Source organism: Shewanella submarina (genome assembly GCF_042646185.1).
Taxonomy (GTDB): domain Bacteria; phylum Pseudomonadota; class Gammaproteobacteria; order Enterobacterales; family Shewanellaceae; genus Shewanella; species Shewanella corallii.
The window spans coordinates 908,372-934,099 of sequence record NZ_JBHRTD010000006.1 but is presented as its reverse complement, the minus strand read 5'-3'; the positions used below and the strand labels follow the sequence as shown (position 1 = coordinate 934,099).

Sequence of the window (25,728 nt, the reverse complement as noted above, 5' to 3'; positions counted from 1 at the left end):
AACGCAGTTCGTTTAAGCGCTCCTCCAAGGACGCACACTAAAACCTTGAACCACGAAGAATACGAAGGGCACGAAGAAAAGCAGCATTCTTTTTCCTCTTCTTCGTGTCCTCAGTGTAGTGAGAGAAGCGAACGCTTCGTGGTCGCAGCTTTTAAAGATAAAAAGCCCTGCATTAATGCGCAGGGCTTTTTAATTCTTCACCGATTGACCGGTTAACCGAGCGGTAAGTTCAGCTTGGCCCCGGCTTTATTTCAGCAGCTTATCCGCTTATGGGTGGCAAACGTTATGTAGCTCCAGGTTGGTCCCCAGCTCCATATTACGGTTCGCCTTGGCATCGTCGTTACGCAGTGCGGTCAGGTAATCCAAATAGGCCTGATCCACATCCTTGGTAATATACTCGCCGTCGAATACTGAAGTTTCAAAGCGCTGAATATCCGGATTTTCCTGACGTACAGCTTCCACCAGATCAGCCAAATCCTGGAAGATAATCCCATCGGCGCCAATGATACGGGCGATCTCTTCCGAGTCACGGCCATGGGCAATCAACTCATTGGAGGTCGGCATATCGATACCGTACACATTGGGGAAGCGGATTTCAGGGGCAGCAGAGGCGAAGTACACCTTCTTGGCACCGGCTTCACGGGCCATCTCGATGATCTGCTCTGAGGTGGTACCGCGCACGATAGAGTCATCCACCAGCAGCACATTTTTACCTTTGAATTCAGCACCAATGGCATTGAGCTTACGACGTACTGACTTCTTACGCTCCTGCTGACCCGGCATAATAAAGGTACGGCCGATATAGCGGTTTTTCACAAAACCCTGGCGGTATGGCAGGTCCATACAACGGGCTATTTCCAGCGCGATATCGCAGGAGGTTTCCGGAATTGGAATCACTACATCAATATCCAGGTCATACCATTCCCGTTTAATCTTGTCTCCCAGACGGGTTCCCATATTCACGCGGGACGCGTAAACAGAGGCCTTGTCTATGGTGGAGTCAGGGCGAGCAAAGTAAACGTACTCAAAGATACATGGCACATGGCTTGGATCCTGAGCACACTGACGTGTGTACAGCTGACCATCCAGCGTAATGTAGACAGCCTCGCCCGGCGCCACATCGCGCATCACCTCGAAGCCGACTGCATCCAGCGCCACGCTCTCAGAGGCCACCATGTATTCGGTACCCTGTTCGGTTTCATGCTTACCCAACACCAGAGGGCGAATACCGTGAGGATCGCGAAAAGCCACCAAGCCCTGCCCAATAATCATGGCCACCACAGCGTAAGCGCCACGGGTCATCTTGTGTACTGCCGCAACAGCATCGAACACATGCTCTTCGGTCAGGTTACGGCAACTGGTGTGTTGCAGTTCGTCAGCCAGCAGGTTCAGCAGCACTTCTGAATCAGAGGTGGTGTTTACATGACGACGTTGCTCAGCCAGACGCTCCATCAAATCGACAGTGTTGGTGAGGTTGCCATTGTGGGCGAGGGAGATACCGAAGGGAGAGTTGACGTAGAAAGGTTGGGCTTCCGAAGAACTGGAGCTGCCGGCGGTGGGGTAACGAACATGACCTATGCCCGAATTACCCTGAAGCCGTTGCATATGCTTCACTTCGAACACATCCTTCACCATGCCATTGGCTTTGCGCAGGCGGAAGGCGCCTTCGTCAATGGTCACTATGCCCGCAGCGTCCTGGCCGCGGTGCTGAAGCACTGTCAGTGCATCATAGATGGTCTGATTAACCGACGAGCGGCCAACAATTCCGACGATACCACACATGGGAAAACTTCCTCATTGTAAGATGTTCTATGTCATTATCAGGAAGGGTCTGTTGCCCTTCCTTGGTGGGAAGGTGCAAAACTGCCCTTCCCTTATATTTGGGGTACAAAGCTTGAGGTATCTTCCAAATAATGGAAAAACCACTGGATAACCACACCGAACTCGGGCACCAGCACAGAATCCTTCCACCATTGGGTGTTGGGTGCACCGGTAAAGGCATCCAAAAAGAACAGCAGAGCACTGACGATTAGGGCACCTCTAATGCCTCCAAACACCAGGCCCAACACACGATCGGTTCCCGACAATCCTGTCTTGGCAACCAGCTGCCCCAGCAAGTAATTCACCAGGGCACCGAGTATAAGAGTCGTTACAAAGAGTATGGCTATGGCCACGCCATTTCGCACCATTTCATCCCCAATCTGGGTTAGGTGGACGGCGAGATCCTGATAGAACTGACTGGCAATAAAGAAAGCAACAAACCAGACAACAAGAGACATGGCTTCCTTGGCAAAGCCCCGGACCAGGCTGATAAGCGCTGACAGTCCGACAATTCCGATAATGGCGTAATCAATCCAAACCATGAAAGAATGGCATCCGAAAGAGTAGTTTTAGACGGGCGGGATTCTAGCAGGATCTGGCCCTCTTCTCACCTCTGGATCAAGAAATTACGGTAATTATCAATTCACTCTGGCGAACAGTCAGCCAATCGGTCACCACTATTTGAACAATCTTTAATTTTATCCCGTTAACCATCCCAAGTAGCATGGGGGAATTCCCCAACTGCACAACTGACTCATGAGCTCATTCCTCAAGTATCAGCACAGTGCCAGTCTCAACCGGGTAAGACAAGGAACCGCACTCATCGCCGAAGGAGGTGGCCAGAAAGGCATATTCACCGCAGGCGTTCTCGATAGTTGGCTGGAGCTGGGCTTCAATCCATTCTCGCTAATGATAGGCACTTCAGCAGGCGCCCAGAATCTTTCCAGCTTTCTGTCTGGTCAACAGGGTTTCGCTCAGCGCTCGATTATGCAGCTGACCAGAGATAAACAGTTCTTCAATCCCGGTCGCGCTTTTCTGGGTGGGAATACTGTGGACCTGGATTGGTATTTTCATAAAACCACCCAGAATGAATACCGCCTGGATGTCGATAAAGGCGTGCAAGCATTGGCAGACAGAGAGTTCCTGATAACCTCAACCCGAATCAGTGATATTCAACCCAGCTTTTTCAGTCCCAATCAAGATAACTGGTTGCAGCTTCTTAAAGCCTCAAGCGCCCTGCCATTTCTTTACCGTAATGGCGTTGAGATTGATGGTGAGCACTATCTGGATGGGGGACTGGCTGCACCACTACCCATAGAAGAGGCCTATCATAGAGGCGCACGCCGGATTGTGGTGATACGTACCGCTCCGTCTGATACTGAATTCGCCACACCCTGGGTACACAGACTCAGTGACTGGCTGGAGCAACACCATAGACAGGTACCTATGGTGGAGTATCTGGCTCATCATGAAGCGGTATACCAGCGCTCTTTGGCATTTCTGGATAATCCTCCGGAGGATCTGCAGATACTTCAGCTGTGTCCTCCAACTCCCCTGTCCAGTAGGTTGATTGGCAGCGAAGATAAGTCACTGCGTTACGACTATCTGTCAGGTATGGCGATGGGACGCAGAACCCTGCTGGGTGGCAAACTCAATTTTGTACTCAGAGGTGATCAAAGTATTCCACACTGGCCAGCCCCCTGGACATCACAAGCAGCAACGGCGGGTTAGCCCTGCTATCTTTTGCTTTTAGTTATCCGGGTTTGGACGATGGCCTTATTTCACGCCACAAATCTCACACGACAAAGTCGAACAAAGCCTATGTTAAACTGAGAGTTAGCCCCTATGCTCATGCATCAGGGCTTGAAATATACAACAAACAGCGTATAGTCACGGGAATTTTGTCTGGAGCACAGTAACCCTATGGTATTTGCCATCTCTTTCAAGTTTCGTACTTGCCACCGTAACTTCGGTGCGACCGGGTATTTGCTCCAGTCTATACATAATTAAGCCTCCTTTATTGGGGGCTTTTTTTTGGGTCAAAAGCCAAAGGATAAGAAACATGCCTAATCCGCTCTACAAAAAGCACATATTGTCCATTCCGGAACTGTCCCGCGAGGAACTAGAATTGGTGGTTGAAACTGCCGGTCAAATCAAAGCCGAGCCGAGACCCACTCTGCTGCAACATAAAGTGATTGCCAGTTGCTTCTTTGAAGCATCAACCCGTACCCGCCTGTCTTTTGAGACTTCCATCCAGCGCCTGGGTGGCCGGGTCATTGGTTTCCCCGATGCAGGCAACACTTCTGCAGGCAAAAAGGGAGAAACACTGGCGGACTCTGTACGTGTTATCTCCTCCTATGTAGATGCCTTTGTCATGCGCCACCCACGTGAAGGCGCTGCTCGTCTGGCCTCAGAATTCTCTGGCAGCGTGCCTGTAATTAACGGTGGCGACGGTGCTAACCAGCATCCTACCCAGACACTGCTTGATCTGTTCACCATCTATGAAACTCAGGGGCGTCTGGACAACCTGCATATCGCCATGGTGGGTGACCTGAAATATGGCCGCACAGTGCATTCATTGACACAGGCGCTGACCAAGTTCAAAAACAACCGCTTCTACTTTATCGCTCCGGACGTACTGGCCATGCCAGACTACATTCTGGATCAGGTTAAAGAAGCCGGTATGGAATACAGCATCCACAGCACCATGGAAGAGGTAATGTCTGAATTGGATATTCTGTATATGACCCGGGTTCAGAAAGAGCGCTTCGACGAATCTGAGTACGCTCATATCAAGTCAGCCTTCATCCTGAGCGGTCAAACTCTGGAAGGTGCCAAAGACAACCTGAAAGTCCTGCACCCGCTGCCACGGGTTGACGAGATCACAGTAGACGTCGACAGCACGCCCTATGCCTACTACTTTGAGCAGGCAGAGAACGGGGTCTATGCCCGTCAGGCACTGCTGGCACTGGTACTGAACGAAGAGATTTAAGGAAGCGATAACATGACCAAAGATAACCACCTGAAAGTAGAAGCCATTAAAAATGGTACTGTTATCGATCATATCCCAGCCAACGTGGGCTTTAAGGTTTTGAAGCTATTCAAGCTGGATGACACTGCAGAACGTGTCACCATAGGTCTGAACCTACCCTCTTCTGCTTTGGGCAAGAAAGATCTGATTAAGATTGAAAACGTGCTGTTTGACGAGCAGCGGGCAAAACGTCTGGCACTGCTGGCTCCAAATGCCACGGTCAACAAAATCGAAAACTACCAGGTCGTCGCCAAACTACCTGTTGTTCTACCCGAGTACATCAAAGGCGTTTTTGGCTGCGCCAACACCAACTGCATCACCCATGTAGAGCCTGCAGTTGAAAGCCACTTCGGCGTATTCGTTAAAGACGGGGATATCCAGCTCAAGTGCAAATACTGCGAGAAGGTGTTCTCAAGAGAAGTAATGACAGAGCAGGCTTGAGTCTAAAAGCCAGCTCATTAAACAGTTCCAGCAAGTAATGAAAAATGCCTGTTATTCATGCTGATAACTGTAATCTGTTTCATCACATCTTCTCACATTCACTATTGAGTTAAGTGAAAATTTAGGTAAATCAAGATACAGCTGCACTGTGTTACCCAAAAAAGAACCCAATGGAATTTCCATTGGGTTCAAGGGTTTACGATAGAAAATTTAGTGAAACACGCTCACTATATCCCCTTCTCAGCCGTAACTTTAGAAGTCAACTGTGATACCAGCAAACAATCTGCGACCGATGGTGTCATATGTTCCCGGAGCAGTGTTAGCATTGAAACCGCTGTGATAACGAGGAGCATCTTCATCAAAGATGTTATACACACCTACGTTAAATCCAACATTTTTCCAGTTGTAGCTAACGTTGATATCATTGTAGAAGATAGAGTCTGCAATATTATCGTCAGTGATTGAAGCTGGACGCAGAGCATCTGTAGTTTCACTGATATAACGTACATCCCAGAATACGTTCCAATCCTCACCACCTACATTAAATGAAGTGGTTGCCTTGTACTCAGGGAATACACTAAAGGAATAAGCATTACCGACCATCTCTCGTGTCAGGCCCAACTCAACCCAAGTTTCTTTCCGTGACATATTGTAAGTACCGGCAAACCTCACACCGAAGGTATCAATAATGCCCCACTCAACATCTGTCTTATAGTCAATATCAAGGTCAATACCGTCTGTCTCCAATTTACCTACATTACCAAAGGAGAAAGTAGCATCTGCCGGCAAACCACCATCGAGCGGATTATTACCATCAAATGCAGCACAAGAAGGAGCACTGTATCCAACCGAATCCATACAGGAATTAAACAGCAACTGATAATCAGTCGAACCTATCAATTCATCAATCTCGATGTTCCAGTAGTCGACACTCACATTCAAGTTATCAAAGCCTGGAATATTAATCACTGTACCAACTGTGTAAGACTTAGATTCTTCAGGCTTCAGAGGAACCTCAGGAGCAAGAGTGGTGTAACCGGCCTGCCAAGCAAAGCCCAGTTCTCCAGTGTAACCATCAGCATTACAGTTAGCCAATTGAGTTGCAGTCAAATCACCACGTATGCTTGCAAATTCACAAATGTTATCCACCTGAGGGAACCCTGTTGATTGGGCTTGGTTCAACTCAGAAATATTGGGAGCCCTGAAACCGGTTGAGTAACCACCGCGGAAGCGCATGAAGTCGAGTGGGCGCCAATCAAAGCCTATCTCATAGTTTGTAGAATCGAATTTAACACCGGCCGAGGTATCGTAATCTGAATACCTAACAGCAGCTTCAAAGCTCAAGCTATCTAGCACAGGTAAGTAGGTTTCAAAGTAGATCTCATCAACTGAGAACCCACCTTGCTGAGGGTCGCTTGCACCACCAGTAGTCAATCCCTCTGAAGAAAACTCATCAGGTATAAACTCACCTTCTTCTTTACGATACTCATAACCCAAGGCCCACCCGACACTACCACCAGGCAACTCAAAGTACTCAAATGTGTCACCAGACAATGTTGCGATCCAATGACGCAAATCACCATAAGAAAAATCTTTCAGCGAATTAGCACTGAGATACGCCATCTGTTCTGGAGTAATTGCGCCAAAATCAGAGAATGGATCCAATGTACCCACTGCAGCACAGGCGCTATCAGCCTGACACAAAGATTCGTTCACGATAGTCTGCCAACGATCTTTTCGGTGATAATTCTTGGTGTTGTCAAGCTGTTCGTTGTATGCATAGGTATAGGAAACATCCCAACTCATGCTGTCACCGATATCGCCTTTCAACCCTGATACCATTCGGAAAGTGTTAGCGCGCTGACTAAACAACCGCCCACCTGACTCTGTAAATCGACGGTTAATAAAAATTCCCTGCAAGTCAGAGCCACTGGCTTGCGCATCAGCATAGCTATCAGCTGAAAAGTCCACACCATAAGGGTTCGATGCAGCATTGTTAAATGGGTTCTTAGCATTATCAAACACTAGCTGGTACGCAGGATCACGTCCAAAAGATGCATCTGGAGCCAAACGCTGATGAGATTCACGGTGAGTGTAAAGAGCATCCATGTATGCAGTTACTGAATCAGAGATATCATAACTACCATTAAGAGCGAACTGGTATCTGTCGTTTGGGGTAATAAGAGCATTTACTGGTGCGTAGTTGTAGACATCGGACGGTGTGAAAGGTCTAACCTGCCCCGTCTGTGCATCAACTATCCAGTTACCGGTATCAGGACCACCTGCTGCAACAATAGCGTCCCGCTGAGCTCGATTCAATCGGATAGTACGTGAGTTAGAACTACCACTGGCAACAGCTTTAAATCCAGTAACATTACCATCGTCATCATAGATTGCGTTTGGATATAATGCATCATGCGCCCAATCACGCTCACCCTGCTTCAATTCCTCTTGAGAATTGTATTCCATCGCTACAGTAATGCGACCGCGCTCACTGGCTGCCCCCATCAGAATAGAAAGCACTTTCTGCTCGGCATCCCACTCTTTCATACCTGCCCCATAAGAAGCATTTACGCGGATACCTTCAAAATCATCCTGTAGCACGATGTTAACCACACCCGCAATCGCATCAGTACCGTAAATAGTCGAAGCACCGTCACGCAAAACGTCAATTCGCTTAACCATTGCCAAAGGAATTTGGTTAAGGTCAACTGCACCATCACCATTAACATCGCCAATTGTTCGCTTACCATTAATCAAAACCAAAGTACGATTAAATCCTAAGCCACGAACATCAATTTTTTTCGCACCATCATTTCCGTTGTTGGTTGTAGCACCAAGTTGGAAACCGGACGTCGACGGAATGAACTTCAAAAATTCATCTACACTTGTAACACCTGTTTTTTCAATATCTGATGCGTCAAAACTGGAAATTGGGCTGGATGACTCAAATTCTGCTCTCAAAATGCGAGACCCTGTCACTTCAATTCGCTCAACACCTTCTTCCTCGGCAATCACCGCAGAACTTGTCATCGCAGCGCTGGCTGCAGCACCAAGCAGAGCAACCCTTACAGCTGTAGCTGCATAATCACGTTCAAACATCTTGATCTCCCGTTTATATAATATTTATTAGTGTGTTATTTTCCTTAGAGGTGCAAAATCATCATTTAGCACCAACACAACAACAAAAATAGAACACACAATCAGCTATAGATCAACATTTGAACAGAATTTTTACCCTGCAAAATCAGCAATAACAAGACATACAGCCAAATAAAAACCAAACAACTCGGGAAACCCCAAAATCACCCAAAATTGGAATATTTAACTACCTTAAAAGGCATTTTATAAATATTATTACTATATGATTCTATTGAAATTAAGCCGCCAGCGCTTTTAAAACCACCAGCCAAACCTGACTGAAACAGCAGCATTTAAGAATAATTACTCACTAAAATGCAGGACTTAAAGACAAAAAAAGACCCGCAAATGCGGGTCTTTTTTCAGGAACGCTGTCTTAAAAATCTACAGTAATACCTGCGAACAATCTGCGACCGATAGTATCGTAAGTACCAGGTGCAGTGTTTGCGTTAAAGCCACTGTGGTAACGCGGTGCATCTTCATCAAAGATGTTGTAAACACCTACATTGAAGCCAACGTTGTTCCAGTTGTAGCTAACGTTAATATCGTTATAGAAGACAGAATCTGCGATATTGTCATCGGTGATAGATGCTGGACGCAGGGCATCAACAGTTTCGCTGATGTAACGAACATCCCAGAACAGGTTCCAGTCTGCACCACTGATATTAAACGACGTAGTCGCTTTATACTCTGGATAGACTTCAAACGGATAAGCGTTGCCCACCATCTCACGAGTCAGACCCAGCTCTGCCCAAGTCTCTTTACGAGACATGTTGTAAGTACCACTGAATCGCACACCAAAGTTCTGAATCACACCCCATTCAACTTCGGTCAGGTAATCAACCTCAAGGTCTATACCGTCAGTTTCCAACTTACCAACGTTACCAAAGGAGAATGTTGCGTCAGCTGGCAAACCGCCGTCCAGTGGGTTATTTCCATCAAACGCAGAACATGCTGGTGCGCTGTAACCAACAGAATCCATACAGGAGTTAAACAGCAACTGATAGTCAGTTGAACCGATTAGGTCATCAACCTCAATATTCCAGTAATCGATACTTACGTTAAAGTTTTCGAAACCAGGGACATTGATAACTGTACCCACAGTGTAAGACTTGGACTCTTCAGGCTTCAGTGGAGTCTCAGGGGCCAGAGTGGTATAACCAGCCTGCCACGCAAAACCAAGCTCGCCGGTGTAACCGTCTGCATTACAGTTAGCCAGCTGAGTTGCAGTCAAATCACCACGAATATCAGCAAACTCACAAATGTTATCAACCAATGGGAAACCAGTAGACTGAGCCTGATTCAACTCGGAGATGTTAGGAGCACGGAAACCGGTTGAGTAACCGCCACGGAAGCGCATGAACTCCAATGGACGCCAGTCGAAACCAACCTTGTAGTTGGTAGAATCAAACTGTACGCCAGCAGTCGTATCATAGTCAGAATAACGAATAGCGGCTTCAATACTCAGGCTTTCCAGTACTGGCAGATAGGTTTCCAGATAGATCTCATCTACAGAGAATCCACCTTGCTGAGGATCGCTTGCGCCCCCCGTAGTCAGACCTTCGGAAGAGAACTCATCAGGAATAAATTCACCGGTCTCTTTACGGTATTCGTAACCCAAAGCCCAACCTACTGAACCACCTGGCAGTTCAAAGTACTCGTAAGTATCACCGGAGAGCGTAGCGATCCAGTGCTTAAGATCTCCGTAGTAGAAATCTTTCAGAGAGTTAGCACTCAGATACTGCATTTGCTCTGGCGTGATTGAACCGAAATCAGAAAATGGATCCAAAGTACCTACAGCAGAACATGCGCTGTCAGCCTGGCACAGGGAGTCATTAACGATTGTCTGCCAGCGATCCAGACGGTGATAATTCTTGGTGTTATCAAGCTGTTCGTTGTAGGCATAAGTGTAAGAAACATCCCAGCTCATGCTATCGCCAATATCACCCTTCAACCCGGAAACCATACGGAAAGTGTTGGCACGTTGGCTGAACAGACGGCCACCTGATTCGGTGAAACGACGGTTAATGAAAATACCCTGCAAGTCATTAGCCTGCGCATCTTCATAGCTGTCTGCAGAAAAATCTACGCCGTATGGGTTGGAAGATGGATCATTAAACGGGTTGTTAGCGTTATCAAATACTAACTGGATGGCAGGGTCACGACCAAATGAAGCATCTGGCGCCAAACGCTGGTGAGATTCACGGTGAGTGTACAGAGCGTCCATGTATGCAGTAACGGTGTCGGACAGATCGTACGAACCATTGAGCGCAAATTGATATCTGTCGTTAGGCGTGATCAAGGCGTTTACCGGTGCGTAGTTATATACATCTGCAGGGGTAAATGGTCTTACTTGACCTGATTGAGCGTCAACAATCCAGTTACCGGTATCCGGTCCACCCGCAGCGACAATAGCATCTCGCTGAGCACGATTCAGACGAATAGTACGAGAGTTAGAGCTACCACTGGCAACAGGTACGAAGCCTGTTACGTTACCGTCGTCATCATAAGTTGCATTTGGAAACAGAGCATCGTGCGCCCAATCACGCTCACCTTGCTTCAGCTCTTCCTGAGAGTTGTATTCCATAGCGACGTTGATACGTCCACGCTCACTGGAAGCCCCCATAAGAATAGAAAGAACTTTCTGTTCAGAATCCCATTCTTTCATACCCGCGCCATATGAAGCATTTACACGGATACCTTCAAAATCATTCTGCAGCACAATGTTGATTACGCCAGCGATAGCATCTGTACCATAAATGGTTGATGCACCATCACGCAAAACGTCAATTCGCTTAACCATGGCAAGTGGGATCTGGTTAAGGTCAACTGCGCCATCACCATTCACATCACCAATTGTACGCTTACCATTAATCAGCACCAGAGTACGGTTAAAGCCCAGACCACGGACATCAATTTTCTTCGCGCCATCGTTACCGTTGTTGGTGGTCGCACCAAGCTGGAAACCTGAAGTAGACGGGATAAACTTCAAAAACTCATCAACACTGGTTACACCGGTTTTTTCGATATCAGATGCATCAAAACTGGAAACAGGACTGGATGATTCAAATTCTGCACGTAAGATTCGTGAACCTGTCACCTCAATACGTTCAACTTCCTCGCCTTCCGCAGCATTAGCTACGGATACACCAGTCAGTGCAGCAGTGGCCGCTCCACCTATTAAGGCTAGACGTATTGACTTAGCAATTGCTTTATTTTTATGCATGTCTTTCTCCCTGGACAATTATTATTTCGAGGTAAATACAGTGGTAGGCCATCACCCCGACGTCAGAGATAAAATCACAATTAAAACAATTCTGCAACATGAGCAACAATTGCGCATGCCGAGTGGATATCACTATTTAGTCGTACAATCGACTGAATATACTGAGATATAAAACAAGGCAGGATATAACTCTATATAAGTACAACCTCCCAACATTTAAGCCTAATAATTGGTTTAACAACTAAACACAGATACTCAGGCTTTTGTTAAAGATTCCCACGCAACCAAGAAAAACACATTGGTCCGAACAACAATGGTATTGTCGGTTTTTATGCTGTAGGCGACATGCCAATTGGATTTAAACCTCCCAGTCTTTGGCTTTTTTTAAAGGCAACAAAAAGCCCGACTCATTGAGTCGGGCTTTTTTCTATCGAATTTAGCTGTAGTGCAAATTCTTAGAAGCTGTAGCGAACGCCTACTGCGATAGCGTTGTCGCCTTCAGACTTCACGCCAGCCTGAACGTACTTGCTGAAGTCTGCTTTACCTTCAACGTACATCATGATGTTGCTGTCCCACTTGAACTCAACACCGGCTGCAGCGTACTGCATAGTGTTTTCAGTTACAGTCTGGCCAGCTACAGGAGTGTAAGCGTCATCAGCGTCCAACAGGTTGTAATAAGCGTATGGACGGAAACCGTTACCCAGGTTGTAAGAAACGAATGCTTCAACACCGTAAGCAGAAGGGATCAGGAAGCCGTTCTTATCCAGCTCGTGATATTCGTTCTTGTTGTAGTTAACGGACGCATACAGGCCGTCACTCAGGGCACCCCAGGTTGCGCTTACAGCGTAGATGGAGTCAGTCTCATCAATTGCGGCGCCTGTGATGGTAGTTCCTTTGAACTCACCTACGTTACCGCCGGCGGCAAGAACCAACTTGTCCATCAGCTTGTAAGATACAGACGCACCATAGGTGTCGTTGTATTCCAAAGTAGCTTTGGTGTTCTCAGGGAAACCGCTCAATGCGATTTCATTGGATTGCAGCTGAGCTTGCAGAGCAAAGCTGAAGTTACCAAAGCTATTACGGTATTGAACGGCTTTGTCTGCACGACCGGCACCATCGATACCGCCGCTGCCATCCAGGCTGTATGCACCTGAAGCGCTACCACCCCATACCAAGCCGTTATCAGTACCTACTACGACGTCATAATAGGCGCTCCACTGCTTACCGAAAGAGAAGCTACCGTACTTGTCATGGCTCAGACCAACGTAGCCCAGGCGGTTGCTGATGAAGTCGCTGGTGCTTGCAGAGAATTTACTCTCATTGTTGTATACCAGAGAGGTATCGCCGAATGGGTTTACACCCCACTCCATTTTAGCAAAGGCGTTCCAGCCGTTGCTCAGCTTGTGGCTGAAGTTGAAGTTAATACGGGAAGCACCGTTTACCAGTTCAGTTTCGCCATCAGTGCTCAGGATACGAGCATCAGCGTAACCACCCATGGTGACTTCATTGTTGGCATCTTTATAGAGTTCAACGGCGGAAGCAGCAGGAGCTGCGGTGATTGCTGCTAGCGCAGCAGCGATGAGTGTTTTGTTCATCTGTGCCTAACCTATTGTATTCAATCTGCGTATTACACTCCGTTGTTATTTTTCTATCCTAGACGGAACGCAGATTAGCAAGACACTTTGAAGCCACCCAAGTTACATTTAGCAAAAACTTGCGCCATGTATCACTTTTATCGTGAAAAAACATTTAGAAATCGTGATTTTCACCACAATGATACACATTGTAAACATTGCGCATATATGAGATCGCTAAATTAACATTAGCTGTGATGAAACAACTTTGTCGTAATTTAACTTCATAACTTGAAGAACAGGCTCTGCCACAGAGCGAATTTGGCGTTGCAGATAATAGTCATAATCCAAAGGTGCAGTTTGACATTCAACAGGTTGTGCGCCCTTGGTCGTCATCACATATTTGATACGACTTCCTCTTTTAGCGTGGCGGGAATCTCCGGTTTGCTCAGCCAGAATCTGAGCAGCCTTAACATGGGGCGCCGATTTTGCCGTGTAATCAGCGACGTTTCTTTTTAACCTTTTACTGAATACCAGCTGTTCATCCAACTGACCCGCCGTTAATTTCTCAGAAACCAGCAGCAAGTATTCATCAAGCGGTTCACCGGCAAACAGCCTGCGATACAACTCCAATTGCACCTGTTTGGCCAGGGGAGTCCAGTCACTTCGAACCTGCTCCATGCCTTTGAAGATCAGCTCTTGCCCTTTATCAGTGGTTTTTATACCTACATATCGTTTCTTACTGCCCTGATCTGACCCCTTAAGTGTCGGCATGAAAAATTGTTGATAATGGCACTCAAACTCCAACTCAAGCCAGCTGACCAGACCAAACTCCTGATTTAACCTCTCTGCCCATCTGTTGTTAATACGTTCGACCAACTGTTTTCCCAACTTATCGGCATCGCTGGCCCCTTGTTCAAGCCACACGAAGGTGGAATCAGTATCACCATAAATGACCCGATAACCCTCTTCCTCTATCCATACCTTGGTCTGTTTCATGATTTCATGACCGCGCATGGTAATTGAGCTGGCCAGCCTCGCATCGTGAAACACACATCCCTTTGACCCAAGCACACCATAAAGAGAGTTCATAATGATTTTAATCGCCTGAGACAGGGGCGCATTGGAGTCAGACTTAGCCTGTTCACGCATCTGTGCAAGCTCAGCAATCAGTCCAGGCAAAATAGGATTGTGTCGGCTGAACCTGGCTCCCAGAAAACCAGGCACAGAGTCCTCCTCCGGCTCCAATAAGCCTTGAACCAATCCCTTGGGGTCAATAAGAAAGGTGCGGATGATTGAGGGATACAGACTTTTGAAGTCCAGAACCAGTACATCCTTATATAGCCCGGGTAGCGAGTCCATCACATAGCCACCCGGGCTTTCCAGGCCACCAAAGTCTGACATTTGCGGCGCAACATAACCGGCTCTGTGCAGATGGGGGAGGTACAGGTGATTGAATGCAGCAACAGAGGCGCCGACACGCCCAAGCTCCAGCCCCGTCATTCGGGAACGGGCCAGTGCAAAGTCAAACAACTGGGTATGTTCGAAGATATCCCAAACCAATCGGCAGTCAGTGAGATTATAAAAAGCCAGTGCCGATTTGTTTTCCGCGAACAGGCGGCCTATCTCACCGCCCCTGTCATCAACCTTGTCTATGGCTTTACCTTCGCCCAGCAACTCCCGGGATACAAACTCCAGTGAATAGCTGTCAAATTGATAGAACGCGGCCTTAAGCCAGTCGATACCATCCAATACCACCCTGCCCGGCAGTTCCAGAGTTTCTGGTCTGAACTTGTCAGCCACTTTCCATGCCAACGGCGTTTGGGCTCGTCCCAGCAGCAATGTCATACCATATATTTGTGCCCGGCGGTGCAACAGCGCCAGATCAAACGTCACGACGGCCCAGCCAATGATCAAATCAGGGTCATATTCGGTAAACCAGTCGACAATTCCCTCGAGCAGGGACTTCTCATCGGCAAAACAGATGAGCTCGCAATCAAGCTCCTCACCAGCCTCGTTAATCACAGTCCGGGTTTCCGGTCCATCACCCACCATCAAGACGCAGGACTTTTCATCGGAATAGAAACCCGCAGAGTAGAGTTCTCCACTCATACTGCACTCAAGGTCAAACGAGACTGCGCGCAAAGGTAAATCCAGTAGCCCTGCTTTCGCTCTATGCAGCTGGTAATGCTTTAGTGAGCCCAGCTGGCCAAGCTCAGTCACCTCACCTTTAAGATCGAGGTTGATATACCTTTCAGTCAGAAACCGGGTTTGAGGCCTGATATCACTTTCAAACAGGGGAATACCGGCATCGGTAGCCATTCTTGTAAGTTCACTGACCGCACGGTAGTCACTCAGGTAAACAGCGGCCACCGGCTGGGATTCAAAGCTCTTGAGCTCCAGCATACGGCTGTGATGAAAACGCGCTCCCATCGTCTGTAGTCTTGGCAGATCCTGTTGATGACAAAAACAGATAAAATCCCCTTCAGCCACATCCAATACTGCCGGCCCTGAGGGCGTTTTCACCATGTATCTGAGGCAATATCCGTCATTGACCCGCACTCTGTGACGAGTCAGCACTCTGGCTTGAATGAGTTGTGAAGAAGTTTGAGTCATAGCGGATTACAGGAAACTTTTGCCAGAGTCTATCACGGTCTACGCACTGAAAAGGAAGTAAACCGGGCGACAAGCGCCCGAAGACCAGAATCGTAAAATCGTATCAGGATAAATGATGCTGATATTGTGCAACCACATCCAGCACGCCCTGGATTAACATCTGGCAGCCGATAACAGCCAATATCAACCCCATCAAACGGGTAATAATATTCAGGCCGTTGTCTCCAATCTTTTGAATAATGCTCTGACCATAAATAAAGCTGAAAAAGGTGATAACACACAAGACGCCGAACATGGCGATAGTCAGAATAATCTCACCCCACCCTGCCGATGCGCTGTAGTTCATAGCGGTCGCGATAGTGCCAGGCCCTGCAAGCAAAGGCACTGCCAGTGGCGAAATACTCACATCCTCCGCCTGCAGATCATCCCCCTGATGGAGCGTATTGCCCGACCCTTTCAACATTTGATAGCCAATAATGAACACAATAATGCCGCCGGTAATCCTCAGCGCAGCCAGACTAATGCCGAACAGATGGAAAATCGATTTCCCCAGTATTGCGAAAGCGCAAATAATCACGAATGACAACATCAGCGCCTTCGAAGCGGTTTTCACTCTTTGGGCCTGTCGTTGGTGAGCAGTTAAACCAACAAAGGCCACGGTATTGGGTAAGGGGTTCATAATGGCGAAAAAACCGAGGAATACGGTCAAACCATGTTGCAACAAATCATGCATAACCAGCTCCAGAAACAGAAGATTATGCTGAGCATAAAAAGTAAATCACTCAGCAAGGTGTATCAGCCTGTAACCTAGCAGGAAATTTGACTCCTTGTCTGCCCCGGATTGTTGCACTGTGGATTCCCGCCAACCAAGTTTACTGTTATTCTATACAGCATTTTCCACCACCCTGTACCTGCATGCTGTCTGACAAAGTCAAAACCCAGATCCGTACCATCTATAAAGCCATTTCGGCCGCACTGCCTAACTTCCGCTCCCGACGGGAACAGAACTATATGGTGGCAGAGATTTCCAAAACCCTGGCCGGGGAGTACGACAAGCACAGACGCATCATAGTAGTGGAAGCCGGAACAGGTATCGGTAAATCCCTGTCATACATTCTCGGCACCATTCCTCTGGCGTTGGCCAGCAAGAAGAAAGTATGTATTGCCACCGCCACAGTGGCGCTGCAGGAGCAGTTGCTGCACAAAGATCTGCCTTTTTTCCTGCAACACTCCGAACTCGACTTTAAGTTTGGTCTGGTAAAAGGACGTCAGCGTTATGTCTGTCTGGCCAAACTGGAGATGCTGATCGGCGGTGATAACGGCATGCAGATGGCGATGTGGCAAACCAAACCGGATCAAAGCCAGGTCGACATGCTGCAAACCTTGCTCAAGGACTATCATGAAGGCCGCTGGAATGGTGAACTGGACACGCTCAAAACACCTATCCCGGATCATCTGTGGCAACAAATCGCCTGTGACAAGCACAGCTGTCATCGACAGAATGCCAGCCACAGACACTGCCCATTTCATAAAGCCCGGGAAGATATCGATAGCTGGGATGTGCTGATTGCCAACCACAGTCTGCTGTTTGCCGATCTGGAACTGGGGGGCGGTGTTATCCTGCCCGACCCGGAAGATATGTACTACGTCATAGACGAAGCACACCATCTGCCAGTTGTCGCCAGGGGCTTCTCCAGTGGCCAGGCAACCCTGCGTGGTGCTACCGATTGGCTGGAGAAGATGATTAAGCTGAGTGCCAAGTTGCAAAATCAGCTTAAAACTACCCATATCATCTCGCCGGTGCAGATGCTGCAGGACTATGCCGCCGATCTGACCACCCAACTTAATCAGATGGCCAACTTCTGCGATACCCAGGCCAGTAAATTTGCCAATGGTGAAGGCAGAATGCGGTTTGAGCACGGTAAACTGCCGGACGCCATCAAACCTCTGACAGAAAACCTGGCCACCAGCTCCAATCTTGCGCTGAAGCAGTTCAACAAGATGCAATCGGTTTTGACCGAAGCGATTAAAGATGGCGAACTGCCAAAACACCAGGCCGATGCCTTGATGACAGAGTGCGGATTTATGCTCCAGCGTTTGGAAAACCTGTCCAAGCTTTGGAAGATGGTTGCCCGTGAGGATAACAGCAAAGGGGCTCCTCTGGCTCGCTGGGTTGAGCAACTCACAGGTGGCAAGCAGGTGGATTACCTCTGGTGTGCATCACCTATCGAGGTGGGCTTTATGCTGGAGTCCATGCTGTGGGAAAAAGCTGCTGGCGTAGTGCTGTGCAGTGCGACCCTGAGAGCATTGAACCGATTTGAACACTTTGCCCATCAGGTGGGCTTGTCTCTCAATGACGGCAGTCGCTACCTGGCACTTCAGTCCCCTTTCGACTTTGAAAATAATGCCACCCTGTTTCTGCCCAAAATGCGCACCGAGCCAACGGACGATAAATACACGGCAGAGCTGGCTGAACACATTCTTAAGTTGACCGAGGATGAAACCTCGACGCTGGTGCTGTTTGCATCCTACTGGCAGATGGAAAAAGTGGTCGAGCTGGTCGAAGGCAAACTGAAACAACCTTTGTTGATACAGGGAACAGCGCCAAGACAACAGCTGCTGGAAAAACATAAACAGCGCTGTGACGATGGAGAATCATCCATTATCTTTGGTACAGGCAGTTTCTCCGAAGGTCTCGACCTGCCCGGCGACTACCTGACCAACCTGATTGTCACTAAGTTGCCGTTTGCGGTGCCTACCTCACCTGTTGAGCAAGCTCATGCTGAATATATTAAGCTCAAGGGCGGTAACCCCTTTTTACAGCTCACAATTCCCGATGCTTCACGGAAACTGATCCAAAGCTGTGGTAGATTGTTGAGAAAAGAGCAGGACTATGGTCGTATCACCATTCTGGATCGCCGCCTGATCAGCAAACGTTATGGCGCATCTCTTCTCGATGCCCTGCCTCCCTATCGACGGGTCATTGAATAATACCAGCAGGTATAAAGGATTAGCTTGGAACTGTTAGCCGATCCCGGCAGTTTGGCCATTCTGGCTGCTGTCGGGTTTATTGCAGGATTTATCGATGCCGTGGTCGGAGGGGGTGGCTTACTTTCAATCCCGGCTTTGCTGACTCTGGGCTTGCCTCCACATATGACATTGGGTACCAATAAACTGGCCTCCAGTTTCAGCTCCTGCATGTCAGCCTGGACCTATTACAGAAAACACTTCTTTAAACCCGCATTCTGGTATAACGCAGGTGTAGCCTGTTTTCTGGGGGCGGTTGCCGGTACCTTTATTGTTTCTGTGGTCGACAACAGTGTGCTGGATAAGCTGTTGCCACTGATCATCATTATCATCGCGCTCTATACCCTGCTGAATCCCAAAGCCATGGGATGTGATAAGTGTAAGCCTCCCAATGTTGCCCCGGCATCCAAAACACAATGGCTTCACGGTTTGCCCCTTGGCTTTTACGACGGTTTTGCCGGCCCTGGGATAGGGGCTTTCTGGACTGTCTCCTCGACCCGGCTGTACCAATTACCTGTGCTGCACAGTATTGGCCTTGCGCGCGCAATGACCTTTATCAGTAATGTGACCTCCCTCACTATCTTCCTGGCGCTGGGACTGGTAAATATTCAGTTGGGGCTGGCCATGGGCGTCTGCATGATGTTCGGTGCCTTTATCGGTGCCCGCTTTGCCATTAAGTTCGGATTACCCTTTATTCGTCCACTGTTTATTACCATAGTGATTCTTATTGCTGCCAACCTTGCCTGGAGAGCCTGGTTTTGAAACACCAAGACCTTATTCGTCGTTTGCGCACTCAGCTTCGCAGCCTGGAGCAGGAAGTGTTGCGCCACGATCAGAATCTACCGGAAAAGGACAGCAAACTGCTTAAGGATGTCGAGCGATTCAACCATGAGTTGTTTCATCAAACAGGGGGACGCCTAGGGCCCTGCATTCCGCAACTGGGCAAACTGATTGGCAACCTGGAAAAACAACTGCAACTGGGGCTGAGTGCAGATCTTATTCGCCTCAGCTGTGAACGTATTCAGGACAGATTCGCCGCACTGAAACGGGCGCTCGCGACCACAGATGTCAATATCAAAGATGCCAACCAAACCCGTGACAGTAAACGTGCCCGTTATATGAAGCAACAGGCTAATCGTCACCAAACGTCAGGGTTTGACTGGATTGCCTCATCTGTAATGCAAAACAGCCATCAACTCTATGATGAACTGAACAAACATTTGAACTGGGCCAAACGAATTGAGCAAAAAATTGCGCAACTCAATATGGCTCTTGATAATTGTCCCAATACTGACAAAATCAATCTTCAGCACGAAATACTGGCGATGCATCGCCGCCTGGGGAAATGTCGCCAGGCAATCAGCTATATCGAAGATCGCATCCAATTGCTGGAACGGCCTTTTAAAGATTACAACCGTTAAAGGAGCAACAATGAAATCGTTACTGCCTGTGACCGCGCTGCTGGCCCTGTTTGGCCCCGCATCGGCTTTGGCTGGCAACCTGTCCATTCCCATGAGCTTTGAGTATCTGGCGATGGATGGACAGACCATAGAATCCAGCCTGTTTAACCACAAAGCCGATCTGCATCTCCCGGCTGGCGAGCACAAAATTGCGATTCGCTATCATGAACTGGTAGAGGATGATTTCAGTGACAGCCAGAGCTTTATTAAGTCCGCCCCTTTCATTGTGACTATGGTCGCGACTGAGGATGGTGAGTATAAGCTCAAGCCTGCCGGCAGTGATGTTGTGAAATATCCGGAAAAATTCGCCAAAGCACCAAAGATTGAACTGATTGCTGATGATGGCGGTAAAGTCGCATACAGCGTCGAATATACAGATCTGGAAGAGAGCAACTTTATCTCCCGCCTGCTGGGTGATAACTCTGGCGTCAACGTGACTCAGGCAGCCGCAGCAGCGACCGCAACTGCCGCCGTGGCAACTCAACAACCAGTGGCTCAGGTTGCTGCTGTGCCACAAGCAGCTACTCAGCAACAGGTCGTGAACCCAACTCAGGGTCCTCAATCCGCTCCTGCTGCCAATCCCAACAGCGCAGCCCACGCCGAGCAGATGCTGCAGTACTGGTGGTTGCAGGCTGATGAGCAGACCCGCAAACAGTTTATGAGCTGGGCAATCAAACAGCTTTAATGATCCCACTCGTGTATCACGCCAGCTACTCCCAGCTGGCGTTACCTCCCAATCATAGATTTCCCGTCTCCAAATACCAACACTTAAGAGACTGGCTTATGGCCAATGGTCATGCCATACCCTCACAGTTTGTCAGTCCCACACCAGTGAATGAACAGCAACTTGGGGTTATCCATCACCCGGATTATGTTCACGGCTTTTTCAATAACCAGCTTGATCCCAGGGTAATGAGACGTATCGGCTTTCCATGGAGTGAACAACTGCTGGAGCGAACCCGACACGCTGTGGCCGGTACACAACTGGCCGCTATGCAGGCACTTGAATATGGCGCAGCTCTGCACCTGAGTGGCGGCTATCACCACGCTCACACAGATTTTGGCAGTGGTTTTTGTGTGTTCAACGACCTTATTCTGGCAGCGCGCAGTGCCATCGACTCAGGCAGAGCCAATAAAGTGCTGATCCTTGATTGCGATGTACATCAGGGAGATGGCACAGCAGCAATGGGCCAGCGCTACGGTGATATTATTACCTGTTCATTCCATGCCGGTCGTAACTTCCCGGCCCGCAAACAGCTCTCTGATCATGATATTGAATTTGCTGACGGATGCGATGACAGCGAGTACCTGGCGACGGTCGAATCAGTATCGACTTACCTCATCAGGCTGTGCCAGCCGGATTTGATGCTCTACGATGCCGGTGTCGACATACACCAGGATGATGATCTCGGCTATCTTTCGGTATCCACAGAGGGCTTGTACAAAAGGGACAGCATCATTCTGTCGGCCGCCAGTGAGCATAATATCCCTGTTGCCGCAGTGATTGGTGGTGGATACAGCAAAGATCCCATGGCACTGACCCAAAGACACAGTCAGCTGTTTTTTGCCGCCAATCAAATCTTTGGATAATCAGCCTTAGCCTACCCGCTTTAAAAGCCAAATGCAGATAACAGAGCTGGATACTTAAAGAAGGACACTTGGGAAATTGAGAAGTAAGCCTTTTGACGAGGCCTGGAAATGGAGATGGCCCCAGAGCCACACCCCGGCACACGAGTCGCCTGCTGCGGTTGCTCCCTTCCGGGCCTGGCCGAGTTCACAGGTTATCATTGCGGGGGGACCCTGGGGCCACCACAGAATTTGTCAGCTCGCTGACAACGGCGGCATTATTACTTAACCGCCTTGAGTGATCAAGAGAAATTCCTTAAATATCGGCAATAGCGGGTCTGACTGTTTACTGGATAAACAAAAAGCCTGCATCAAGCAGGCTTTTGGGTATTTTCAGATCAAACTACAGGCTGATCAGCCCTTTGTTATCCTTCAGTATCTTGTCTCCAATACCTTTGACTTTGGTCAGCTCATCTACTGATTTAAAACCACCATGAGCTTCCCGGTATTCTATGATTGCCCTCGCCTTGGCTTCACCTACCCCTTTCAAGGCTTGCAATTGTGTGACAGACGCAGTGTTCAGTTGGATGCGCATGGCGTATCCTTGCGATACCGGCTTGTTCTTCAGTTCGCTGGGCTCTTTGGCCTGAACGGCAGCAGTTACGGGCAGAAGTAAAGCGGTTAACAGGCACAGTGTTTTGGTGAGTTTCATAATCACTCCTTGATAAGTGGATGCCGATACTCCCTGGCGATTGAATCAAAACAAACCTTAGTTCAGGTTTTTGAAATACGCCAATGCGTGACACGCATCACCAATGCAAAAGCGACAACAGAGATCCGCATCACAGTTTTTCACTGCTAATTTATTTTCAGCTGCTCAGTTTTTACTCCCGCCTCAAGCGAGCTCAAATGAATTGTTGTAATTAAATCAACATCACATTGCCGCAAACCTCACAATTTCTAACGACTTAAGATGTCGTTCACATCAGTTCTGTCATTATTCGGTAAGTACCGGATCACAATCGGCCACTTTTCCACCTCAGCAATTTCCCCTACATTACAGCTCTTATAAAAATTACAAGGGAAGTCACCATGTCTATGCCAACCAGTGGGGAGACGGCTCCTCAGCCGCCACAGGACAACGGAATGCAAAAGCGCAACATGATTATTCTGGTTGCGGATATCCTGCTGCTGTTCGCACTGCAATATCTGCTACCGTTCGAGCCAGGGGTTAATATCGGCCTGTCGATTCTGGTGTTCGCTGCAATCCTCTGGCTGACAGAAGCGATTCATATCAGTGTTACCGCAATTCTGGTGCCCATTCTGGCAGTTCTGTTTGGGGTGTTTGAAACCAAAGCGGCCATGAGTAACTTCGCCAACCCCATCATTTACCTCTTCTTTGGTGGTTTTGTGTTGGCCGCAGCCCTTAACGCCCAGGGCATTGATAAACTGATCGCTCAAAAAGTGCTGCAGGCGTCAAAAGGAAAGCTATCCACCGCATGTATTTTGATGTTTGGTGTAACCGCAGGTTTATCCATGTGGATCAGCAACACCGCAACTACCGCTATGATGCTGCCGCTGGCATTGGGGATCCTGAGACAACTGGATGCCAACACCCATCACAAGACTTATCTGTTTATGCTGTTGGGTATCGCCTATTCAGCCAACATTGGCGGTATTGGTACTCTGGTGGGCAGTCCACCAAACGCCATTGCAGCGGCGCAGGCCGGGCTAAGCTTCGCAGACTGGCTCTCTTTCGGTTTGACCACAGTGGCCATTTTGCTGCCAGCCATGTTGATAGCGCTGTATTTCTACTTCAAACCAGACCTTTCAGTAGTGTGCGAAGTCACTGAGGAGAAAGCCAAACTGACCTTGAGTGGCAAACTGACTCTGGCCATATTTATTTCAACCGTGCTGTGCTGGATATTCTCCAAACCTCTGTCCAAAGCATTGGGCGGCATTCCTCAATTTGACACCATAGTGGCCTTGAGTGCCGTAGTATTGCTGGCGGGCCTGGGCCTGGTGGAATGGAAAAAGATTGAGAAGACCACTGACTGGGGCGTGCTTATTCTCTTCGGCGGCGGCCTGACCCTAAGCGCCATACTCAAGGCAACTGGCACCTCAGTATTCCTGGCGCATATGGTGACGGATATCTTTGGTAACACCCATATGGCACTGTTTGTATTCGTGGTTATCTTCTTTGTCGTAATGCTGACTGAATTTGCCAGCAACACCGCCAGTGCCGCCCTGCTGGTGCCCGTGTTTGCCGCAATCGCTGAAGCACTTGGATTGTCTCCTGTCATGCTGTCTGTCCTGATTGGTATTGCTGCTTCCTGTGCCTTTATGCTGCCGGTAGCCACACCTCCCAATGCCATTGTTTATGGCTCTGGCTTTATCAAGCAATCAGAGATGATGCGAGCAGGCTTGGTCATCAATATCATCAGTATGCTGGTACTGTATGCGATTGCTCATCTGTTCTGGGGCATCTAATCGGACATGGCAGCACCAATAAACAACAAAGCCCCGCAACGCGGGGCTTTTTAATCGGCTGCTGGGGCCAAATTATAATCTGGACAAAGCCTGATTCAGATCTTCCAGTAAGTCTTCTACCGACTCCAGCCCTACAGATATCCTCAACAAGCTGTCGCCAATACCGGCTTCCGCTCTGGCTTCCGGGGTGTAAGGAGAATGGGTCATGGAAGCAGGATGCTGGATAAGAGATTCAGCATCCCCCAGGCTTACCGCAATAGTGAACAGATCAAGTGTGTTCACAAACTCAATCGTCTGTTGATAATCCACATCCAGCTCAAAAGCAATAACACCGCCGCCACGCCGCATCTGTTTCCCCATCAAGGGATAGCTCGGGTGCTGAGGCAGGCCCGGATAATACACCTGACTGACCTTATGATGACCCGCCAGCATACGGGCGACCTTCTCGGCATTGTCACAGTGTCTTTGCACCCTGACATCCAGCGTCTTTAACCCTCGAAGTATCAACCAGGCATCATTGGGTGACATAACAGCCCCCAGATCTTTGATTACCTCAAACTTCACCTTTTCAATATCTTCAGCTTTGCCACATACAATACCGGCTACGACGTCACCGTGACCATTGAGATACTTGGTCGCACTGTGAATCACCATATCTATGCCAAAGGTCAGCGGCTGTTGCAGCAAAGGGGTCATAAAGGTGTTATCGACGATACTGAAAAGATCGTGTCTTTTGGCAACACCAGCTATCGCAGAAAGATCATAGACAGCCAGATGGGGGTTTACCGGGGTCTCACAAAAAATCACTTTTGTCTGTTGATTGACTGCCGCCTCCACCGCCTGGATATCATCGAAATCCACCAGGGTCACTTCGATGCCAAAGCGGGTGAACATCTCGGTCAATAAAGAAAAGGTGCAGCCATAGACCGCATTGGAAGCCACCAGATGGTCGCCTCTGGACAGACGTGAAAGCAGGGCTGACGCCACAGCGCCCATGCCTGAACCTGTTGCTGCAGCAGCTTCGGCCCGCTCGAGCATGGCCATTCTGCGCTCAAGTTCAGCTACGGTTGGGTTTCCCAATCGGGTGTAAATAAACCCCGGTTCTTCTCCGGCAAATCTGGCACCGCCCTGTTGAGCGTTTTCAAATGCAAATGTTGCCGATTGATGCAGTGGCGACACCAAAGCGCCACTGGCATCCCTTTCGTGGCCACCATGAATACTCAGGGTCGGTAGTTGCCACTTGCTTGATTCCTTCATGCTTACTCCCCGGTGCGCCAATGTTTTATTTGAGGTCTTTGTTCGGCACCTGCCATAAACATACTCAGGTTAAAAAGG

General features: G+C 48.6%; 18 protein-coding genes and 1 other RNA gene. 9 read left to right on the top strand and 10 right to left on the bottom strand.

Translation table 11 applies throughout. The features are described from left to right. Positions 1–267 precede the first annotated feature (267 nt). Positions 268–1,782, bottom strand: a complete 1,515-nt coding sequence (gene purF / locus ACFOE0_RS07045) for an amidophosphoribosyltransferase (RefSeq protein ID WP_248934861.1) — start codon at positions 1,780–1,782, stop codon at positions 268–270. Between the two features lie 92 nt (positions 1,783–1,874). Beyond that, positions 1,875–2,363 carry a CvpA family protein gene (locus ACFOE0_RS07040; protein ID WP_115135575.1) on the bottom strand — a complete coding sequence of 163 codons (489 nt, stop codon included), beginning with the start codon at positions 2,361–2,363 and terminating at the stop codon, positions 1,875–1,877. A gap of 214 nt (positions 2,364–2,577) precedes the next feature. Here ACFOE0_RS07040 and ACFOE0_RS07035 point away from each other — a divergent pair, with 214 nt between their 5' ends. The 3 genes from ACFOE0_RS07035 to pyrI all read left to right on the top strand — a co-directional run bounded on the left by ACFOE0_RS07035 (position 2,578) and on the right by pyrI (position 5,293). Continuing rightward, positions 2,578–3,552, top strand: a complete 975-nt coding sequence (locus ACFOE0_RS07035; RefSeq protein ID WP_248934862.1) for a patatin-like phospholipase family protein — start codon at positions 2,578–2,580, stop codon at positions 3,550–3,552. Between the two features lie 331 nt (positions 3,553–3,883). Continuing rightward, positions 3,884–4,813: an aspartate carbamoyltransferase gene (gene pyrB / locus ACFOE0_RS07030; protein WP_248934863.1), complete on the top strand. Its 930-nt coding sequence runs from the start codon at positions 3,884–3,886 to the stop codon at positions 4,811–4,813. 12 nt (positions 4,814–4,825) lie between these two features. Further along, positions 4,826–5,293 (top strand): aspartate carbamoyltransferase regulatory subunit, encoded by a 468-nt coding sequence (pyrI, locus tag ACFOE0_RS07025; protein WP_115135578.1) that lies wholly within the window; start codon positions 4,826–4,828, stop codon positions 5,291–5,293. Between the two features lie 252 nt (positions 5,294–5,545). Here the strand turns inward: pyrI and ACFOE0_RS07020 are convergent, their stop codons facing one another. The 5 genes from ACFOE0_RS07020 to ACFOE0_RS07000 form a co-directional block, all read right to left on the bottom strand. Beyond that, a complete protein-coding gene (locus ACFOE0_RS07020) occupies positions 5,546–8,395 on the bottom strand; it encodes a TonB-dependent receptor plug domain-containing protein (RefSeq protein WP_248934864.1) in 2,850 nt (949 codons plus the stop codon). Positions 8,396–8,810: 415 nt separating this feature from the next. After that, positions 8,811–11,660 carry a TonB-dependent receptor plug domain-containing protein gene (locus ACFOE0_RS07015; protein WP_248934865.1) on the bottom strand — a complete coding sequence of 950 codons (2,850 nt, stop codon included), beginning with the start codon at positions 11,658–11,660 and terminating at the stop codon, positions 8,811–8,813. A 455-nt stretch (positions 11,661–12,115) separates the two neighbouring features. Next, positions 12,116–13,255 (bottom strand): porin, encoded by a 1,140-nt coding sequence (locus ACFOE0_RS07010; protein WP_248934866.1) that lies wholly within the window; start codon positions 13,253–13,255, stop codon positions 12,116–12,118. A gap of 216 nt (positions 13,256–13,471) precedes the next feature. Then, entirely contained in the window at positions 13,472–15,850 is a 2,379-nt protein-coding gene (locus ACFOE0_RS07005) for a DNA polymerase II (RefSeq protein WP_248934867.1), read from the bottom strand. 103 nt (positions 15,851–15,953) lie between these two features. After that, positions 15,954–16,583 (bottom strand): MarC family protein, encoded by a 630-nt coding sequence (locus ACFOE0_RS07000; protein WP_248934868.1) that lies wholly within the window; start codon positions 16,581–16,583, stop codon positions 15,954–15,956. 182 nt (positions 16,584–16,765) lie between these two features. On the opposite strand from ACFOE0_RS07000, the gene dinG reads away from it, so the two are divergent. The 5 genes from dinG to ACFOE0_RS06975 are packed head-to-tail and all read left to right on the top strand — an operon-like array spanning position 16,766 to position 21,927. Then, entirely contained in the window at positions 16,766–18,841 is a 2,076-nt protein-coding gene (gene dinG, locus ACFOE0_RS06995) for an ATP-dependent DNA helicase DinG (RefSeq protein WP_248934869.1), read from the top strand. Between the two features lie 24 nt (positions 18,842–18,865). Then, positions 18,866–19,639, top strand: coding sequence for a sulfite exporter TauE/SafE family protein (locus ACFOE0_RS06990; RefSeq protein ID WP_248934870.1), 774 nt, complete (start codon positions 18,866–18,868; stop codon positions 19,637–19,639). Beyond that, positions 19,636–20,298, top strand: a complete 663-nt coding sequence (locus tag ACFOE0_RS06985; RefSeq protein WP_115135586.1) for a primosomal replication protein — start codon at positions 19,636–19,638, stop codon at positions 20,296–20,298. The genes ACFOE0_RS06990 and ACFOE0_RS06985 overlap by 4 nt, the downstream gene beginning before the upstream one ends. 10 nt (positions 20,299–20,308) lie before the next feature. Then, positions 20,309–21,022: a DUF2057 domain-containing protein gene (locus tag ACFOE0_RS06980; protein WP_248934871.1), complete on the top strand. Its 714-nt coding sequence runs from the start codon at positions 20,309–20,311 to the stop codon at positions 21,020–21,022. Beyond that, positions 21,022–21,927: a histone deacetylase family protein gene (locus ACFOE0_RS06975; protein WP_248934872.1), complete on the top strand. Its 906-nt coding sequence runs from the start codon at positions 21,022–21,024 to the stop codon at positions 21,925–21,927. The genes ACFOE0_RS06980 and ACFOE0_RS06975 overlap by 1 nt, the downstream gene beginning before the upstream one ends. Before the next feature lie 117 nt (positions 21,928–22,044). Here ACFOE0_RS06975 and ffs read toward each other — a convergent pair. Beyond that, positions 22,045–22,141, bottom strand: an RNA gene (gene ffs, locus ACFOE0_RS06970) — signal recognition particle sRNA small type. 165 nt (positions 22,142–22,306) lie between these two features. Beyond that, the gene (locus ACFOE0_RS06965) at positions 22,307–22,615 is read right to left on the bottom strand and encodes a ComEA family DNA-binding protein (protein ID WP_248934873.1); all 309 of its coding nucleotides are present in this window, start codon (positions 22,613–22,615) and stop codon (positions 22,307–22,309) included. 386 nt (positions 22,616–23,001) lie between these two features. Between ACFOE0_RS06965 and ACFOE0_RS06960 the strand changes: the two genes are divergently transcribed. Further along, positions 23,002–24,393, top strand: a complete 1,392-nt coding sequence (locus ACFOE0_RS06960; RefSeq protein WP_380711703.1) for a DASS family sodium-coupled anion symporter — start codon at positions 23,002–23,004, stop codon at positions 24,391–24,393. Between the two features lie 72 nt (positions 24,394–24,465). Here ACFOE0_RS06960 and ACFOE0_RS06955 read toward each other — a convergent pair whose 3' ends face one another. Next, positions 24,466–25,650, bottom strand: coding sequence for a trans-sulfuration enzyme family protein (locus tag ACFOE0_RS06955; protein ID WP_248934874.1), 1,185 nt, complete (start codon positions 25,648–25,650; stop codon positions 24,466–24,468). Between the last annotated feature and the right edge of the window lie 78 nt (positions 25,651–25,728).

What these genes read in the sequence shown, in the direction of transcription:
- purF (WP_248934861.1), bottom strand. Translation starts at nt 1,782, where the DNA reads ATGTGTGGTATCGTCGGAATTGTTGGCCGCTCGTCGGTTAATCAGACC.
- ACFOE0_RS07040 (WP_115135575.1), bottom strand. Translation starts at nt 2,363, where the DNA reads ATGGTTTGGATTGATTACGCCATTATCGGAATTGTCGGACTGTCAGCG.
- ACFOE0_RS07035 (WP_248934862.1), top strand. Translation starts at nt 2,578, where the DNA reads ATGAGCTCATTCCTCAAGTATCAGCACAGTGCCAGTCTCAACCGGGTA.
- pyrB (WP_248934863.1), top strand. Translation starts at nt 3,884, where the DNA reads ATGCCTAATCCGCTCTACAAAAAGCACATATTGTCCATTCCGGAACTG.
- pyrI (WP_115135578.1), top strand. Translation starts at nt 4,826, where the DNA reads ATGACCAAAGATAACCACCTGAAAGTAGAAGCCATTAAAAATGGTACT.
- ACFOE0_RS07020 (WP_248934864.1), bottom strand. Translation starts at nt 8,395, where the DNA reads ATGTTTGAACGTGATTATGCAGCTACAGCTGTAAGGGTTGCTCTGCTT.
- ACFOE0_RS07015 (WP_248934865.1), bottom strand. Translation starts at nt 11,660, where the DNA reads ATGCATAAAAATAAAGCAATTGCTAAGTCAATACGTCTAGCCTTAATA.
- ACFOE0_RS07010 (WP_248934866.1), bottom strand. Translation starts at nt 13,255, where the DNA reads ATGAACAAAACACTCATCGCTGCTGCGCTAGCAGCAATCACCGCAGCT.
- ACFOE0_RS07005 (WP_248934867.1), bottom strand. Translation starts at nt 15,850, where the DNA reads ATGACTCAAACTTCTTCACAACTCATTCAAGCCAGAGTGCTGACTCGT.
- ACFOE0_RS07000 (WP_248934868.1), bottom strand. Translation starts at nt 16,583, where the DNA reads ATGCATGATTTGTTGCAACATGGTTTGACCGTATTCCTCGGTTTTTTC.
- dinG (WP_248934869.1), top strand. Translation starts at nt 16,766, where the DNA reads ATGCTGTCTGACAAAGTCAAAACCCAGATCCGTACCATCTATAAAGCC.
- ACFOE0_RS06980 (WP_248934871.1), top strand. Translation starts at nt 20,309, where the DNA reads ATGAAATCGTTACTGCCTGTGACCGCGCTGCTGGCCCTGTTTGGCCCC.
- ACFOE0_RS06975 (WP_248934872.1), top strand. Translation starts at nt 21,022, where the DNA reads ATGATCCCACTCGTGTATCACGCCAGCTACTCCCAGCTGGCGTTACCT.
- ACFOE0_RS06965 (WP_248934873.1), bottom strand. Translation starts at nt 22,615, where the DNA reads ATGAAACTCACCAAAACACTGTGCCTGTTAACCGCTTTACTTCTGCCC.
- ACFOE0_RS06960 (WP_380711703.1), top strand. Translation starts at nt 23,002, where the DNA reads ATGCCAACCAGTGGGGAGACGGCTCCTCAGCCGCCACAGGACAACGGA.
- ACFOE0_RS06955 (WP_248934874.1), bottom strand. Translation starts at nt 25,650, where the DNA reads ATGAAGGAATCAAGCAAGTGGCAACTACCGACCCTGAGTATTCATGGT.